This is a genomic window from uncultured Dokdonia sp. (assembly GCF_937910895.1).
In the GTDB taxonomy this organism is placed as follows: domain Bacteria; phylum Bacteroidota; class Bacteroidia; order Flavobacteriales; family Flavobacteriaceae; genus Dokdonia.
Map to the genome: position 1 here is coordinate 1 of NZ_CALEMI010000119.1, position 16,834 is coordinate 16,834.

The 16,834-nt window shown below is 35.0% G+C and carries 11 protein-coding genes and 1 pseudogene; 3 read left to right on the forward strand and 9 right to left on the reverse strand.

Annotated features, from left to right (window positions below; translation table 11 throughout):
* Positions 1–753: pseudogene (locus tag Q0505_RS14130) on the forward strand (zinc carboxypeptidase); the annotation flags it as partial.
* A gap of 130 nt (positions 754–883) precedes the next feature.
* Here the strand turns inward: Q0505_RS14130 and Q0505_RS14135 are convergent.
* Positions 884–1,699 carry a hypothetical protein gene (locus Q0505_RS14135; RefSeq protein WP_299214020.1) on the reverse strand — a complete coding sequence of 272 codons (816 nt, stop codon included), beginning with the start codon at positions 1,697–1,699 and terminating at the stop codon, positions 884–886.
* Positions 1,696–2,253, reverse strand: a complete 558-nt coding sequence (locus tag Q0505_RS14140) for a sigma-70 family RNA polymerase sigma factor (protein WP_299214022.1) — start codon at positions 2,251–2,253, stop codon at positions 1,696–1,698. Before Q0505_RS14140 ends, Q0505_RS14135 begins: the two co-directional genes overlap by 4 nt.
* Positions 2,254–2,369: 116 nt before the next feature.
* Here Q0505_RS14140 and Q0505_RS14145 point away from each other — a divergent pair, with 116 nt between their 5' ends.
* Both Q0505_RS14145 and Q0505_RS14150 read left to right on the forward strand, forming a co-directional pair.
* Positions 2,370–3,641 (forward strand): S8/S53 family peptidase, encoded by a 1,272-nt coding sequence (locus Q0505_RS14145; protein WP_299214024.1) that lies wholly within the window; start codon positions 2,370–2,372, stop codon positions 3,639–3,641.
* 94 nt (positions 3,642–3,735) lie between these two features.
* Positions 3,736–6,486, forward strand: a complete 2,751-nt coding sequence (locus Q0505_RS14150) for a CHAT domain-containing protein (RefSeq protein ID WP_299214027.1) — start codon at positions 3,736–3,738, stop codon at positions 6,484–6,486.
* A 42-nt stretch (positions 6,487–6,528) separates the two neighbouring features.
* Here Q0505_RS14150 and Q0505_RS14155 read toward each other — a convergent pair whose 3' ends face one another.
* The 7 genes from Q0505_RS14155 to mdh all read right to left on the reverse strand — a co-directional run bounded on the left by Q0505_RS14155 (position 6,529) and on the right by mdh (position 16,790).
* The gene (locus Q0505_RS14155; protein WP_299214030.1) at positions 6,529–7,428 is read right to left on the reverse strand and encodes a hypothetical protein; all 900 of its coding nucleotides are present in this window, start codon (positions 7,426–7,428) and stop codon (positions 6,529–6,531) included.
* A 309-nt stretch (positions 7,429–7,737) separates the two neighbouring features.
* Positions 7,738–8,964: a sialidase gene (locus Q0505_RS14160; protein WP_299214033.1), complete on the reverse strand. Its 1,227-nt coding sequence runs from the start codon at positions 8,962–8,964 to the stop codon at positions 7,738–7,740.
* 21 nt (positions 8,965–8,985) lie between these two features.
* A complete protein-coding gene (gene rimO / locus Q0505_RS14165; protein WP_299214035.1) occupies positions 8,986–10,332 on the reverse strand; it encodes a 30S ribosomal protein S12 methylthiotransferase RimO in 1,347 nt (448 codons plus the stop codon).
* 198 nt (positions 10,333–10,530) lie between these two features.
* Positions 10,531–11,484, reverse strand: coding sequence for a signal recognition particle-docking protein FtsY (gene ftsY, locus Q0505_RS14170; protein WP_299214037.1), 954 nt, complete (start codon positions 11,482–11,484; stop codon positions 10,531–10,533).
* Positions 11,485–11,768: 284 nt separating this feature from the next.
* Positions 11,769–14,795 carry a protein translocase subunit SecDF gene (secDF, locus tag Q0505_RS14175; RefSeq protein WP_299214040.1) on the reverse strand — a complete coding sequence of 1,009 codons (3,027 nt, stop codon included), beginning with the start codon at positions 14,793–14,795 and terminating at the stop codon, positions 11,769–11,771.
* A 220-nt stretch (positions 14,796–15,015) separates the two neighbouring features.
* Positions 15,016–15,627 carry a hypothetical protein gene (locus tag Q0505_RS14180; protein ID WP_299214043.1) on the reverse strand — a complete coding sequence of 204 codons (612 nt, stop codon included), beginning with the start codon at positions 15,625–15,627 and terminating at the stop codon, positions 15,016–15,018.
* A 236-nt stretch (positions 15,628–15,863) separates the two neighbouring features.
* Complete coding sequence (gene mdh / locus Q0505_RS14185) at positions 15,864–16,790, reverse strand: malate dehydrogenase (RefSeq protein ID WP_299214045.1); 927 nt, start codon at positions 16,788–16,790, stop codon at positions 15,864–15,866.
* Between the last annotated feature and the right edge of the window lie 44 nt (positions 16,791–16,834).

The following is a 16,834-nucleotide window of genomic DNA, read 5'->3' on the forward strand; positions in this document are numbered from 1 at the left end:
ATCAAATTGATTAATCCGCCTAAAATAGCTTTATTGAAAGGCGATGGCACGTCTTCTTTAAGTTACGGAGCGACTTGGTATTATTTTGAACAAACATTGGAATATCCTGTAACGTCTATAGAAGCAGATCGTATTGGAAGTGTCAATCTGGATCAATTTGATATTATTGTAATGCCAAGCGGATGGTACGGAAGTACACTTAATGAAGGAGCGCTTACCAAGGTACAAAGCTTTGTACGTGGTGGTGGAAAAATCATTGCTTTAGATAGAGCTGTTGGTGCTTTTGCAGGAAAAAGTGGTTTTAGCTTAAAGCGAAATACGTCTTCTGATGAGGATAAAAAGGAAGATAAAAAAGACAACTTAATCCCGTATGCTGATCGTGAAGAAGAAAGCGTGACTAACTTTATCACAGGAAGTATTTTTAAAACCAGCGTAGATCCAACGCATCCTATGGCTTTTGGTTATGGCGATACGTATTACAGCTTAAAATTAGGAAGTAGTGCTTACCAATATCTTGACAATGGGTTTAATGTAGCCTACATCGCAGATGATGTAACGAATGTTGCTGGGTTTGCTGGAGATGCTGCTAAATCGAAACTTGGAAAATCACTCGTGTTTGGAGAAGAGCGTATGGGACGCGGAAGTATCATTTATATGGTAGACGATCCATTATTCCGTGCTTTCTGGCAAAACGGAAAGTTGTTTTTTGCAAATGCCATTTTCTTTACCAATAATAATAAGTTTAGACTTTAATACTCAAAAAGTATATTGTCTCCCACAAGATTGATTGTTCTCTATCATTTGTACAGAAAAAGTAACAAATGATAGAGAATTTTTGGTTTACACGCTTTCGCGACCTGCATGACGGCAGACAGAAGCGTACTTATTTTGATTGTAATGCTGCTTGTATTTTTTGAGCTTCTGTATAATTGTAGTTGTCAGGATTGCTTAAGATGAGGGTGAGCATTTCATTTGCTTTCTCTGTATTTTCAACCTTTAAATACATCAAAAGTTTATACCAATATCCATAGGAACTTTGAAGTGAATTTGTCGCAATTAGTGTGTTGTATGTTTGGTGTGCTTTCTCTAGATTTTCAGTTTGAAAATAAGAAGCTCCAAGATACATGAGTGCATACGAATAATAGGGATCACTGGCATCTATCGTATCTTTAAAATAACGGATTGCCTCTTTGTACTTTTGAGAAATGTACAGCGATTCTCCTTCTATAATAGCAGCTTGTGTATCTCCTTTTTCTCGTAGAGATGGTAATGTTTCCCAGTTGGCATATTGATCATAAACGCTGCTAGATTGGGAGTTTATAAAGAATGGAAGTGCACATAATAAAAGGACAGCAGCTGCAATCGCCATACGATAATATATACGTCTGTCTTTCGTGTCTTTTTTCTTTTCGTAGTCTGCTCCTACCTCTCGTATAGTTTCTGATATTTCTGTAAAGGGATCGCTACGCAGTGTCTTTTTCAACTCTTGTAATTCTTGGTTGTCAGAATCATTTGTTAGTGTTGCCCAATTATCTTCTTTAAAAGAATCTTGTAATGATTCTTGAAGCAACACATCTTCTTGTAGAAGTTGATCATTAGTCAATTTTTCTTCAAAATTCACTACTTCTTCCTGAGACATCTTTTTTTGTAAATATGCCTCTATCTCTTGTTGTCTTTTGTCATCAAAAATTTGACTCATCTCTTTAATTTACGGTATTTTCGATCTTCTTTTATTAACTGAATGATTTTTGCCTTACATTTAAAAACGCGTTGTCTTACGGTGTTTACAGATGTATAGTCTAATTCTTGAAGAATATCTTCATAACTCATTCCATTAAAATAGCTTCCTAAAATCTCTTTACAATTTGGAGATAATAATTGAAACTTTTCTTGGTAAAATTCTAATCTTTTTTGTTCTAAAATAAATAATCCTAGGTCTGCTTCTTTATCTACATAGTGTGCTGGATCATGATTCATTACCCTATTTTTATTACTTTTTAGAGTTCTTCTCCAAATATTTTTACAAATGGTAAAAAAATAGGCTTCAAAAGAATTTACTTTTAATGGGCTTTCTTTATGTTTTACAATAAGATACATAAGACTATCGTGAAAAACGTCTTGCACATCTTCTTCTTTTCCTTTGTTATCTAAAACAAACGATTTTACTTTAGGAAAAAAAGTTTCATAAATACTCGCAACTACTTTTCTATCATTATGTATTAATCCATTCAAATACTTTTCAGTTTCTTCCATAGATTACTTTGTAGCGTTTTTAAAAAAAATCCTTAAATTAATTTGGGTAATAAATTCTAACTAATACTACTTTAAAGTAAGAGTAACTCTTTTTATTAATTTTTAACACCATAAAGATGAAAAAAATAATTGGTAGTTTTTTAATAGTCATAAGTTTATTGATAGCATCTTGCTCTCATACTGATGATACTATAGAGGAAAACATCGTTACAGGAGCAAACTACAAAGCACAATCTACAGCTGTAAATTCTCCAAAATTTTCTGATAGAGAACTTATTATTCAATATAAAAAAAATACAAGACCTAGTAAAAAAGCGGCATTAAGGCAATACTATCATGTCGTAGACTATGAAGTATGTACGCACTGTGATGGTACTATTGAGAAATGGGATTTTGGCCCTGGAATTGATTTAGAAAATAAATTTGGCTCTGTAAGTTCTGGTAGTGGTGGCGCAGAAAGTATCCAAAATGTAACTATCGAATTTAGTTTTGAAAATGAAGAAGAGATTGCTTCTCTTATAGGAGGATCTGGTTATACAAATGATGCTGATCATATTGCTTCTAGTAATCAAAACGCAGTGATCATAGCTGTTTTAGATTCTGGTATTGATGTTAATTATCCTACTTTTGATTCCAATCCTTTTTTATACAATGCTGCTAGTCATGGTATCTCAGGATTACATTCTGGATGGGATTATGTAAATGAAGATAATACTTGTTATGATGATTATGAACAAGTACACGGTACTGCAGTAAGTACACTTATTTACGAATCACTTAATCACGCTGATATCCCCTACCGAGTATTGCCTGTAAAAATCGCAAATCAGGACGGTGAAGTAAGTATATTTGATATGTTATGTGGTATGATGTTCTCACTACCTAAAGCAAATATTCTTCATATAAGTGCTGGTTGGTATGACGCTGCAGGTGCAAATCCAAACACCACTAGTATTTTTTTAGATATATTATCTCAGTATGAAGATGTACTCGTTGTTACTTCAGCAGGGAATTATTCGAATAACAATGACGATACCATCGCTCATTATCCTTCCAATTTTTCTGCTATGATTTCTAACGTCATTGCTGTTGGCGCTACGAATGAAGAGGTTACAGATGCTGCTTATTTTACAAATTACGGTAGATACACCGTCGATTTTATGTCCAATGGAACTAATCTCCCTTTTGTAAATAGTCTGGAACAACCTGTGCCTATTTCTGGGACTTCCTTCTCAACTCCTTTAGTAACTGCTGTTGCCGCTAAAATACTCTATGATTCTGGTATGAGCTATACTCCATACGAAATCAAACAAGAATTAGATAGTAATGGTATCCCCGTTACCTACGCAAAACAAACCATATATAATAAATATATTATGCCTTTATAGTAAATATACATATAGCATAATTTAGAGGAAAAGTCTTTGATTGATAATCGAAGACTTTTTTTATACTTATTTTTAAGGTAACTAACTCCTAATTATGTACAAACCAATTTATTATTTCTTCGTGTGTTTTGGTGTACTCTGTAATCTCCAAACATACTCTCAAGAAAATTTAAAAGTCACTTTTGATCGTATATATTCTGATAGTCAACAATCCAATGGAGATAAAATTGAAAATATACATCAGTTACTTTCTAAAACAGATACACTCACTGTGACGCCTGAATTAGGGTATGCATATCACAAACTAGGGTTGCTATATAATGCTAAACAAAGCTATGAAAAAGCAATACAAGAAACTTTAAAAGCAATAGAAATAAGAAGTTCCATTAAAGAGATAGATTCTAAAGATTTAAATAATAGTTTATATAATACTTTTATTTATTACAAAGCATTAGGAAAAGATCAAGAAGGACAGATATACTTAGAAAAAATTCTAGAAAATAAAGGTGCCGATAAATTTAATTTTAAAGCCCTTATCGAATTAGCACTACTACAAAGTAATGAAGGTGATTATTTTAAAGCGCTTCAATATTTAGAACCTGTTGTATTATCATTTGACATTTATAAAGATGAAAGGACGTTTATTCTTGGTCATCTATCCTGTATAGAGACGTATAGTAAAATGAGCATGCCTCAAAAGTATTTAGAAAAAGTATCGCTACATAAAGAAAAAATAGAGTCGCTTAAAGACTATGTTTCTTCTAAAGAGATAGCAGATATGCATACAAATTTAGGGACTATTTTTGAGAAAGTAAATGAAAAAGAAAAAGCGATTATTCACTATGAAAAAGCGCTGTCTTTATATATACAAGCTGAGGATTCTAATAATATCGGTACTTTATATACTAATATTGCCGCTATACATTCAAGAAAAAATGAACATGAAAAAGCAAAAAAATACTATGCAAAAGCTTTAGAAATAAATGATGATCCTATCAAAAGAGCTGATGTTTATGACAACCAAGGATTTTATCTCCTAACGGATGATCCCAAGGAAAAGATTCCTTATTATCAAAAAGCTATTTATACAGCTTTGAATCAAGACTATGATTCTACTAATATTAGTCAGTTACCTCCTATAAACTCTTTTAAAGAGTACATATACAAGCCTGATGTACTAGAATATCTCGTCAATAAAGCTAGTGCTTGGTTAGATGCATATCATTTAGAAAAAAATCGCACCTATCTTGAATATGCAAAAGAAACTCTTTACTTAGTAGATGAGTTAGTATCTTTAATTCGACTAGATAGTGACGTAGATCAATCTAAACTTTTTTGGATCAATAGTGGTGTAGACTCTTATATGCTTGCCGTAGAAGCTTGCTATTTATTAAATGAACCAGAAGATGCCTTTTATTTTATGGAAAAAAATAAAGCTTTACTCCTTCTAGAACATTTGGACAAACGCTATACACGACAGAGTCTAGATATCCCTGTCTCTATTTTACAAAAAGAAAAGCACCTTCTTAAAAAGAGAATAGCCATTAAACAACAACTTCAAAAAACAAAAAACAACATTAAACTGCAACAGGAATTTATAGAAGTAGACAACGTATATGTTATGTTTTTGGATTCTATAAAGCGTGAATTCCCAACATACTATACCATAAAAACCGAACCTAAAATTTTATCACTTAAAGAAAGTATAGAAAAACACGTCACAAATGACACCTACCTTATAGAATATATTATCAATACATCCAGTGGATATGGTATCTTCTGTTCTAAGGATATTACTCATTTTTTTAAGATTCAAGAAGTTCCAGAATTACTACAACAAGTCCAATTTCTCAAACGTGAATTAAGCGCTCCATTTACAACAAGAGAAGCGTTTAGCACCTATCAAGATACTTCGTATGTGGTATTCAAAAAACTATTCCCATTTGTAGAAAAAACAGAAGATCTTGAAAAGAAAAAACTAGTTATTATTCCAGACTATGAACTTCATAACCTCCCGTTTTCAGCGCTTACTTTAAGCAATGAAGCAACAAGTTTCAAACTAGATTACCTACTTCATCATACAGAAACAGTGTACTTACATTCTGCTTCTGTTTTTCAACAGATTAACAAAACAGCAAAGACATCAGCTCCTAGGATTACTGGATTTGCGCCAACTAATTTTAAAAATAACAACTTAATAGATTTAAATAAAAGTGAAGAAGAAATGAAAGAACTCGCTTCTTTTTTACCCATGTCATTACAATTAAAGGAAGAGGCTACAAAATCTTCTTTTATTTCAAGTTTAAAAAACACCAGTATTATTCATATAAATTCTCATGCAGGATATAGTACAAATAGTACCCCATGGCTACAATTATATGATGATAAGATTCTTCTAGATGAATTATATGATGTAGTGAATAATACTAATCTTATTATTCTGGATGCCTGCAAAGGCGCACAAGGAGATCAAGAAGCTGGCGAAGGAATTATGAGTTTGTCTCGTGGCTTTTTCTATAGCGGTACTCAAAGCGTCATTGCTTCTCATTGGAATGTAAATGAAACAGCTAATAATGAAATTTTATATACATTTTATAAAGAACTTAAAGAAGGAAAGACTAGATCTAAAGCATTACATACAGCACAAAAGTCTTATATAAACAATCATCAACTAGAGCAAACCTCTCCTTATTTCTGGGCAGCTAACACCCTAACAGGCGATGACACCTCACTAGAATTAGCACCAGATTATTTTTGGCTTAAAATAGTGGGGATTTTGATCCTAATAGGTATTATCGTATTTGCTTTAATATATATCAAAAAAAAGAGGGTATCTACAAACTAGATAACCCCTTCTCTTACTAAACCAAAATTAATACACTACCGATTAACACCAAGAACATCCATTATCTATAAAATCCCAAAAGAAATCAAAGCTATTCCAACCTCCAAATTCATTACCACACCATGAAATTCTACTCATAGTCACACGCCCTCCATCAGATAATTCGCCCTCAAATAAGAAAATAGGCTCGTTTTCATAGGTATGCCATACATATACAATCTCGCCATTAATAAGATGCTCTGCAGCAGCCGTTCCTGTAAATCTCCCTTCTAAGAATCGATATTCTACCAAATCATCTGGAGTTACTCCTAAGTCTTCCATAAAAGCTTCTACTGTAAGACCTCCTCCTACAGGAAAATCTTGTGCATCAATAGCACCATATACAGCGTGCTGATCTAATTCGATCTCTTTAACAGTAATATCTATAAGTGCTTCTCCATGTTCAAGGTTTGTAAAATCCAATACATAATCACCAGCTTTTAACGTAATTTCTTGTACACCTAACCTTCTAGAAACCTCTTCAGTAAGGATGACATCCTCGCTTATACGTACAGATCTTTCTCCTAAACCTCTAGAAAAGGCAACACGTAATTTATCTTCATATCTCTGGTATCCTACAAATCCATTTTGAGGACTAGAATCATTAGCCATCATAGTTTCAAATACCTGACCTGCTGACCCTGTATCATTGCCTGAATCTGAAATATTAGAGAAGATAAGGATATCACCGTCACCATTACTAAAACAGACTCCCCCGCCTGGTCCGCACGTTCTACCATATCTCCAATCCATCACAAATACCCAAGGGGCATATAATGCTCTATTTGAAGACTGTAGATTTGCGGTTTCTAAATTGTTTGAAGCATCATTTGCTTCGTTTTCTGTTTCACACGAAAACAGAAAAAATACTGCTAATACTACTAAAGCTACATTTTTTAACATAATATATTGATTTTCAGACCTACTCTATTTAATAATTCGCTTTTCGGTGACCGCGCTTTATAAACAAGTAGTAGAATAAAAGATTCATTACCCAAAAAATTTATCTATTCCTTAATTTTTTAAATTACTCATTACCAGAAAGATAAACAATACAAGATATATACGCTTTCGCGAAAGCGTTATTTCACAAACAAAAGCCTGAAAATTGAAAATAGACATACGTATTGGAAGTCTTGTTTTTGTATGTCCTGAAAGAAGTTGAATTTTAAAAAATGAGAGAATACGAGTATCTTCCTAATAATTATTATGTTACAACTCAAAAGAAACCATCTCTATCTGAGACGAATCGCCCTGTAGATCTGCCCACGTTACATATACAGTTGTATCCATAATTTCTATTTGAGGAAAACCACTGGCGCGTGCTGCCGAAGTTGTCGTAATCGTAATAGGTGCCTCTTTACGTCCATCTTGATAGACCCGCACGGCTTGCAATACGACCTGATCACCCAAAGGCTCTAACCAACTGACCAACGCGCTTCCATCTTTTAAAAACGCAGTATCCACACGCCCTATCGCCATCCCTGCATCTACACGAACGGGAGTTCCAAAAGTAGCGCCATTATCTTGAGAGAATGTAACTAAAACTCTTGGCATATCTTGAGAAGCCGTAAACCAAGAAACGACAAGATTTTCTTCTTGCGTCGCTATAGCAGGACCATTTACGGGACATCCATTCAATTGCCACTGATCGTTATACACTGCTTTAGGTGTTGTCCAAGAACCATCTACCCATCTCACAATATACGTGTCACGTATTTCTTCTGCACCTTTAGACCGATCTCGATAGACGACTATAGGACCATTGTACGTGATTCCAATAGCGGTGTTACAACAATCACAAACCCTTGAATCTATAACCGTATCTTCTTTAATCGTTCCATCAAGAGTTACAATCGCTGCTCGTAAGGTCATCTGATTATCTTCCTTCTTTTTATTTTTAGTATCGCGTCCGTCGAGCCAACTCACATAAAATCCATCATCATACGGACGCATAGCTACAAAGCCATGCTCAGCGGGGATGCCGTCAGTATTTAAAAGAAAATTAGATTTTACCACTTTATTACCAGCAATAAGATTCAGTTTGATATCATAATCATACGTTCCGTCTGCAGATTTTTGAAGAATATTCGTCAGTACCGTTTCTCCATTCACAGCAAGTGCTGGAAAATCTGCCCAATTGACAAACCAATCTGTACCAGAAGTAATCTCTTTAGGCGTTGACCAATTTTGATCTTTATAGCTTGCATATTTTAGAACTGCTAGTGAATCTTCTTGTTCTACCCAAGTCATGTGCAGCGCTCCATTTTGAGTTACCAATCTTGGTAAATGTGCTTTTCCTTTACTTGGGTTTCCTATATTCTTAAGTAGCGATTCTGATACTATTTCTTGTTTCTCTTCTACTTTAGGAGTTTCTTCTTTTTGTTTGCACGAAAAAGTGAAAGCTAACAAAACTAGTAGCAGAATAACAGATCTCATTTCGCGCATAATTATTAATCGTTACGATTTAGCTCTTGCATGCATAGGTTTGGGTCTTTCTAAAATCTCAAGAGGTACTGCATACAAATCAAAATCTTCCGCTTGTGTGACTTTTACAGTTGTAAAACCACCCGTTTTTAGATAATATTTTGTTGCGTCTATCAACACTTCATTATCTACATCTGGACTATCAAACTCTGTACGACCTACAAAGTAATTTCCTTCTTTTCGATCGACAACTATTTTGAATTCTTGCCCAATTTTTTGTTGATTTAACTCCCAAGAGATTTGCGATTGAATCTCCATAATTTGATTGGCTCGGTCCATTTTTACTTCTTCAGGAACATCATCCTCCAAGTTATACGCATGCGTATTTTCTTCGTGAGAATAGGTAAAGCATCCCAAACGCTCAAAACGTTGGTCTTTTACCCATTGTTTCAGCAGTTGAAAATCTTCTTCAGTTTCTCCGGGATATCCTACGATCAAAGTGGTACGGATGGTCATATTGGGTACGCTTTCGCGAAAGCGGTCTAACAAGGCATTCGTCTTTGCCATTGTGGTTCCTCGTCGCATCGACTTTAAAATGGAATCCGAAATATGCTGTAACGGAATATCAATATAATTACACACTTTGGGTTCACGATTCATTACCTCTAGGACATCCATCGGAAATCCTGTTGGGAATGCATAGTGCAAACGAATCCACTCCACACCTTCTACTTTTACAAGCGCTTCCAAAAGCTCAGCAAGATTACGCTTTTTATAGAGATCTAGTCCGTAATAGGTAAGATCTTGTGCAATAAGAATCAACTCCGAAACGCCTTTTGCTGCTAATTTCTCAGCTTCTGTGACAAGATGCTCTATAGGTTTTGATTTATGTTTTCCACGCATTAAAGGAATGGCACAAAACGAACATGGACTATCGCAACCCTCAGCAATTTTAAGGTATGCATAGTTTTTTGGCGTTGTGGTTATACGTTCTCCAATAAGTTCGTGCTTATAATCTGCTCCCAAAGCTTTTAATAATCCAGGCAATTCTGTCGTACCAAAATACTGGTCTACATCTGGAATTTCTTTTTGTAAATCAGGCTTATAACGCTCAGATAGACATCCTGTTACAAACACTTTATCAACATCCCCTTGCTCCTTTTGTTTTACGTACTCCAAAATCGTATTTACCGATTCTTCTTTGGCATTATCTATAAAACCACAGGTATTAATTACGACAATATTCCCTTCTTCTTCATGAACAACTTCTTTACCATTAGCTTTCAATTGTCCCATCAGCACTTCACTGTCATACACGTTCTTAGAACATCCAAGAGTAACTACATTGATCTTATTCTTTTTCAGGGTTTTTGTTCTCATACCTCTATTTTATTCGGGGTGCAAAGATACGTTTTAAAAAATAGTCGCGATACAGAAAGTAAAAAAACAACAATGTAGGGAATCTATGCTTTTTTATATCTTATGGAACCACATCTAAATTAGAAAATCGAAGTCGTATAAATAGAAAAAGGCTTTACAAATCTGCAAAGCCTTTTCTATTTTATCTAAACGTGCATTTTACTTGAAGAAAGAATCTACAAATTCTATTTTATTAAAGACTTGTAGATCTTCTATCCCTTCACCTACGCCTATATATTTTACAGGGATTTGAAATTGATCTGAGATACCAATCACAACTCCACCTTTGGCAGTACCATCCAGCTTTGTCACGGCAAGGGAGGTAACTTCTGTAGCAGCGGTAAATTGTTTGGCTTGTTCAAAAGCATTCTGCCCTGTAGAGCCATCCAAAACTAATAATACCTCATGTGGCGCATCTCCTATCACTTTTTGCATCACACGTTTTACTTTGGTCAACTCATTCATTAAGTTGACTTTATTATGTAAACGTCCCGCAGTATCTATAATGATCACATCTGCGTCTTGATTGACACCACTTTCTAACGCATCAAACGCAACTGAGGCAGGATCACTTCCCATTTGTTGTTTTACAATCGGAACATCTACTCTATCTGCCCATACTTGTAATTGATCTATGGCTGCTGCTCTAAATGTATCTCCAGCGCCTAACACCACTTTCTTTCCTTGTTTTTTGAACTGATACGCAAGTTTACCAATAGTCGTCGTCTTCCCTACCCCATTCACTCCTACCACCATAATCACGTGTGGTCTGGTACCTTCAGGGAGTTCAAAATCGGTAGCGTTTCCTGTATTAGTCTCACTTAATAAGCCTGCAATTTCTTCTCGAAGTATTTTATTAAGCTCATCGGTTCCTAAATATTTGTCTTTAGCGACACGGGCTTCTATGCGCCCTATAACCTTAAGTGTTGTTTTGACACCTACATCACTTGTGACCAATACTTCTTCAAGATTATCTAAGACATCATCATCTACCTTCGATTTTCCAGCAACGGCTTTACTCATTTTATCAAAGAAACTTGTCTTTGATTTTTCGAGTCCTTTATCTAAGGTTTCTTTTTTTTCTTTCGAAAATATTTTTTTGAAAAAACTCATGTTTGATTTTTGGTTGTAGTGTCAAAAATAATGCCTTTTACTGAGAATGCAATTATGTCAGGTGTGGATCTGTTTTTAACTTTTTATGGTTTGCAAATTAGAGGGTTACTTTATACGCTTTCGCGAAAGCGTGTACACCTTATGTATCTTTTTAAATCACTATCTAAAATATTAGACACATCTTAAATCTCGCTGAAGAAGTGAGATACATTGAAAGAGCCGTTTTAATAATAAAACCCGCTATACATGACATATAGCGGGTTTTGTATTTCAAATAGAAAATATTAGGCTTCTTCTAAAACTTCTTCTTTATTTTCTTCTTTTAATCCTTTTTTCTGAACGGTATCAAACATCACTGGTGTTGCGATAAATAGTGATGAGTAGGTTCCTACAAGTACCCCTACTATTAATGCAAACATTAATCCTCTAATAGAATCTGCTCCTAAGAAGAAGATGGCTAATAACACGATTAATGTCGTTACAGAGGTATTTAACGTACGACTTAATGTACTGTTTAATGCTTGATTGATCAATTTACCAAATCCGCGTGTTGATCCGTGCTCCTTGATATACTCACGAATACGGTCAAATACAACCACGGTATCATTCAGAGAATATCCAATCACGGTCAGAATAGCCGCAATAAAGTTTTGATCTACCTCCATATCAAATGGCATAATGTTTTTGAAGATCGCAAAGATTCCCAATACAATTAATACATCATGGAATACCGCTGCAACCGCTCCTAAAGAGAATTGCCATCTACGGAAACGTAATAAGATATATAAGAATACCACAATGAGAGATCCGATAATCGCTAACAAAGCGCCTCTCTTAATATCATCTGCAATGGTAGGTCCTACTTTGTTATAACTCATCTTTCCAATTTCCTTTCCATCATACGATCTGCTAAAGTCTTCAAAACTTAAGTCGCTTGGCAGATAGTTACTAAGAGACGTATATAATTTTCTTTCTACAGCCTCATCTACTTCTAGACCTGTTTCTTGAATTCTATACTTCGTTGTGATTTTTAATTGATTGTCTGCTCCATACGTTTTTACGATAGCACTTCCAAATACATCTTCACTAGATAAAAGATCTCCTACTTCTGAAGAGTTGATTGCTTTTTCAAAACGAACAGTATATGAACGTCCTCCTACAAAGTCAACCCCAGCATTTAATCCGCCAGTTACTAAAGAGAAAATACCAATACCTATTAATACCAATGAGATTGCATAAGCGATCTTACGTTTCCCTAAGAAATCGACTTTATTATTTACAAATAAGTTCTTTGTGATTCCTGTTGAAAATGCTAATGATTTTCCATTCTTTCCATATCCATCTATAAAGAGTCTGGTGATGAAAATCGCACAGAATAAAGAGGTTGCAATACCTATCATTAAGGTAACAGCAAATCCTTTTACAGGTCCTGTTCCAAATAAGAATAATATCAATGCCGTTAAGAAGGTTGTAATGTTTGCATCAAGAATTGAGGATAATGCATTATTAAATCCATCTTTAATCGCATCTTTTTGAGATTTCCCTTTACGCAACTCTTCTTTGATACGTTCAAAAATAAGTACATTGGCATCTACCGCCATACCTATGGTTAATACAATACCTGCAATACCAGGAAGGGTTAATACCGCTTCAAAACTCACTAATACTCCAAAAATGAATAAAATATTCACCACAAGTGCAACATCTGAGTATAGTCCTGCTCTACCGTAGTAGAATACCATCCATACTAATACAAAAAGAAGTGCGATAATAAACGAAATCACACCACTATTAATTGCTTCTTTACCTAAAGTAGCTCCAATTTCTTCTGCTTCGATCACATCTGCAGAAGCAGGAAGTTTACCAGCGTTTAAAACTGTAGCAAGATCTTGTGCAGATTGTACAGTAAAGTTTCCAGAAATCTCTGTGCTTCCTCCTTTAATTTCTTGTCTTGCGGTTGCCGCAGATTGTACGGTATTATCAAGTACAATGGCGATTGCATTTCTTTTTTGTGCTACGGTACGTGTTAATTTTGACCACTGACTTACCCCTTGACCTTCAAAATCAAGACCTACAGAAGGCTGTTGGGTTTGTGTAAACTGTTGACGTGCATCATTTACAACGTCTCCACTCATATAAGGCTCACCAGAACGATTAGATTCTAATGCGTATAAAGGCACTCTTTCGATAGTTTCATCCCCATCACCTATCTGAACCGTTTCTGCATCTCCCCAAGCAAATTTTGCAAAACGTAAATTTGCTGGACGTAAACGTACAATAGACGGCGTTCTTAAATATCCATTAATCGTTGCAGTATCTTTCACAGCGGCATATCCTACAGTAGGTACTTCTCTATACTGAAATGCTGTTGCATTGGGTGTGAATATCTCAAGAAGAGGATTATTTTGCGCTACATCCTCATCTTCGTCACCTTCGGCGTCTTTTAATAAGTCATCTACAACACTATCTACATTTGTAGAATCTTGTACTACTTCAGTTTCTTCTTTTTCATCCTTTTTGATCGTTGCTGCTAATGTCTGATCTACCAATCCTAAATAATTGATGACATCTCCTGCATAATGCGTTTCATAAAACTCTAATTGCGCTTTTGCAGATAAGAAACGTACAGCTCTCTGAATATCTTTTGCACCAGGAAGTTCTACTAGAATACGTCCATTATCTCCAAGGTTTTGGATGTTAGGTTGTGTTACCCCAAACTTATCAATACGATTACGTAAAGTCTCAAAAGCAGATTGAATTGTTTCTTTAATCTCTCCTCTAAGTACAACAGCTACTTCGTCATTACTCATGTTAGGATCAATCTTATCTCCTAATATGACGTTAGAAAATATATCTGGAGACGCTAATTTTACATCTCCACCCTGATCTTCAAAAGCGGTTAAGAAATCTTCAAAATAGGTGTTTTGACTATTCTTCTGTGCTTCATCTGCTGCATCTAGTGCTGCAATAAACGCAGGATCTCTTTTTCCATTGGCAAGACCTCCCAAAATATCTCTTACAGAAATTTGAAGGATTACGTTAATCCCCCCTTTAAGGTCAAGTCCTTTATTTAATTCTTTTTCTTTAGCTTCATCATAGGTGATTCCAACATAAATTGGTTTATTCCCTACGCTATCTAGATAGATGCGTTCATAGACATCTCTTTGATCTGCATCATCTCCTGCTTTACTAATTGCAAATTCCTTTGCTGCTGTCTCTGTTTTATTTGTTAAATATGTAAATGAGAGTTGGTAAATACATACCAAACCAAATACAATAGCAAATATTCGAATGAGTCCTTTATTTTGCATTTTTGTGTTTTTTGTCATCAATATTGATACTAAAAGACGTCTAGTATCATTTGATCGTTATATTATTGATATTTTATTGTTGGTTTTCAACCTTAAAAAAGATACAATTCTAACGTGTTACCACTTCACATTCTTTTTTATGATTAAACGGAGTTCATAAGTGATGAAACGTATGTCAATACATACGGTAAGTTTAAAATCACTTATATCGAGAGTTTCATTACGTTGTCGGGCCAGCCCTCACTTCAGGTATATTATAAGATGCGTCATCTATTGCGATGGCAATATTCCTGTGTACTATGTATGCTAATTTTTCAGTTTTATTTTTTTCCTCGTTACGTTGCTTACTAATAGAAGCATAGGTGTCTGGAGTAAAAAAACGAATGATTTCTGATTTTAATTCTACGATATTTCCACTAGAACCTGCTATATCAATATTCTCTTGAATTTCATAAACATCAAGTTGATACGGTTTTCTATCTTCTTTTGAAGGTAATCTAGTATTCTCTTTATCAAAATCATAAGAAGTATGACTTATTGCGAGATCTATGTCTTCTAAAAATATTTTTTTTACTTCACTAACGTCAATATCACTGTAATAGGTGATTTTTAATGTGCCGTTTCCAGATTCTTGTATTTGTATATTGTCGACCTCTAACGCTTCAAGCTGACTCTTAATCTGAGTGATTGCATCTTGAGTTTCATCAAGTGTCACTTCAAGATCTGCAAACTGAAGAACAATTTCCTGATTAGGCACAGAAACTTGCTCCAAGCTTATACCAACGATAGCTAGGGCAAAAATCAAAGCACTTACGTACCATTTGTTTCTCATGCGCCAAAAATAAAGATTGTGTTTTGCAGTATAGACGTTTCGGTCATTTTTACAAAACGTGCAAATATAGGATTTCAATTACGATTAGCCAATATTTTTTATACTCCTAGAATTGATTTTTCTGACTTAGGAGTTATTTTTCTAACAAAAAAAGGAAGATCATTTTTCAACGACCTCCCTTTTTAAATTTATGTGTTGCTTTATACGCTTTCGCGAAAGCGTATCCATTCTTATTTTTATGCGTCTAGAAGTGCATTGGTTTTCTTCACCCCTTCTGCGCTTTCTGCTAAATGTGCTTTTTCTGCATCACTTAAATTGATTTCTACAATTTTATCAATCCCATTACTTCCTAAAATAACAGGTACGCCAATACAAAGATCTGAAAGTCCGTACTCTCCATCTAATAATACAGAGCAAGGGAATATTTTCTTTTGATCACAAGCGATGGCTTGCACCAATCCTGAAACAGCAGCTCCTGGTGCATACCAAGCAGATGTTCCTAAGAGTTTTGTTAACGTTGCTCCTCCAACTTTGGTATCTTCCAATACTTGTTGTAAACGTGCTTCACTTATATATTCTGAAACAGGTACGCTGTTACGTGTAGCAAGACGAGTTAAAGGTACCATTCCTGTATCAGAATGTCCTCCGATTACCATGCCATCTACATCAGAAATAGGCGCTCCTAAAGCTTCTGCTAGACGGTATTTGAAACGCGCACTATCCAATGCGCCTCCCATACCAATGATACGGTTTTTAGGAAGTCCCGTTACTTTATGTGCTAGGTACGTCATTGTATCCATAGGATTGGACACTACAATTAAAATGACATTTGGAGAATGTTCTACAAGACTACTCGCAACAGATTTTACAATCCCTGCATTGATCCCTATAAGTTCTTCACGTGTCATTCCTGGCTTACGAGGTATCCCAGACGTAATTACCGCAATATCACTGCCTGCAGTTTTACTATAATCACTAGTAGATCCAGTGATTTTTGTGTCAAAACCATTGAGAGAAGCTGTTTGCATTAAATCCATGGCTTTGCCTTCGGCATACCCTTCTTTAATGTCTAATAATACAACCTCACTTGCAAAATTCTTAATAGCGATATATTCGGCACAACTTGCTCCTACGGCTCCTGCACCTACTACGGTAACTTTCATAAATTATTTTTTTTGGATTTGTTATTGTTTTTTTACTCGTTGCA